This is a genomic window from Bartonella sp. MU70NMGDW (assembly GCF_042194085.1).
GTDB classification, from domain to species: Bacteria; Pseudomonadota; Alphaproteobacteria; order Rhizobiales; family Rhizobiaceae; genus Bartonella; species Bartonella grahamii.
Genome location: NZ_JBHIMK010000274.1, coordinates 1 through 1,525 on the forward strand (window position 1 = coordinate 1; position 1,525 = coordinate 1,525).

Here is a 1,525-nt window from a genome sequence, read left to right on the forward strand (position 1 = left end):
TATTATACGGGACCTGTTTTTGAGGCGGCATTGCTTTTTGATGTTCTCAATGATGATGGGCAAAAAGTTGTTTTTGGTTCTGTTGGTGGCGGAGGGCGCTATGATGGATTGGTGGCACGCTTTCGTGGTGAAAATATTCCGGCAACAGGTTTTTCAATCGGGGTCTCACGTTTGATCGCAGCTTTGCAAAATCTTGGAAAGTTGCCTATGAAGGAGACAATAGGGCCGGTTGTGGTGCTAATGATGGATAAAGAGCCAGAGGCAGTTGCTGGTTATCAAAAAATGGTGATGCAGTTGCGTGATGCGGGAATTCGTGCTGAGCTCTATTTGGGGGCATCGGGGATAAAAGCACAGATGAAATATGCAGATCGGCGCAAAGCTCCTTGTGTGGTTATCCAAGGTTCACAAGAACGTGAGAGTGGAAAAATACAGATTAAAGATTTGATTGAAGGGGCGCGTTTATCTCATGAGATCAAAGATAATCAAACATGGCGTGAAAGTCGACCAGCACAAGTGACGGTTGATGAAGAGCAATTGGTTCAAACAGTACAAGATATTTTAGCAGCTCAAAGGCGGTTATGGTAAAAGTTTTATAGAAGCGATTGCCTGAAATATTCGGGAAATTTGAGATTCAATTTTTAAAATCTGTACTTTTCTCGTTTAGGCATACTTACGCATGCGTTTAAAATCGAGTTTTTTGAGCTGGTACGGCATAAAAGAGAATTTTTTTAAGAGGTAAATAAGCTCCATTTACTAAAAACGCGTCCTTCTGAGGATGCGATGATAACATCTTCGTGAACAAAAAAAATGGGGGAACTCAAGGGATTTAGGGAATACTTTCCCAAAAGTTTATAAAAATATTGACAAGTTCATATTGGCTTCATCTTTGAATTCTCATCTATGAGCATCAAATTCTTTGATGTTCTCTTCTTAGACATTACAAAATCTAGCATTATTGCAAAAGGAGGGAGAACGAGAGCGTTTTATCCTAAAAGACTTTTTAAGCTTCAAAAAACAATGGAATGACTTAAATCGAACAATTTTTTACAGGAGCATGTTTGGATGAATTGTAAGCTGCCATAATGGTAACTGACTGATAGTATGCATTATTTCAATAAAATCAATTCTTTAATGGAGAAATAAAAATGGCCCAATATGATTTTACCGTGCTCTATGAACGAAATCCCTTTATTCTTGAAAGACCTGAGAATATTGGAAAATCATTTAAACTCCCTCCTTCAAACTTCGGATTTGAAAATCTTCCGCAAATTACTTTTTCAGGCGCCTCGTCGTGTCGGCGTATGATTTTGGGGCTATCATTTAGTGGTATGAAAGCTTTTTTGGTGATGTTGTGGCAGGTAGGGAAAATGTCAGATGAAGATGATGTGGATTTGTGGTTTGATCAGATAACATTGGATCATGATATTCTTGAGGAATTTTTGACTTGCGATCTTTCAATTCAAGAACCAGAATATCTTAATTTTGAAAGTTTTAAAGAAGGTATCAAAGAATTAGAAGAGAATAA

At 37.8% G+C, this 1,525-nt stretch carries 2 protein-coding genes; both read left to right on the forward strand.

The window, feature by feature from the left end; translation table 11 throughout:
- The coding region (locus ACFIKE_RS10390) for a His/Gly/Thr/Pro-type tRNA ligase C-terminal domain-containing protein (RefSeq protein ID WP_375649794.1) at positions 1 to 585 on the forward strand (585 nt) is incomplete at its 5' end.
- A 560-nt stretch (positions 586 to 1,145) separates the two neighbouring features.
- On the forward strand, positions 1,146 to 1,525 hold a 380-nt coding region (locus ACFIKE_RS10395; protein WP_375649797.1), incomplete at its 3' end, for a replication protein.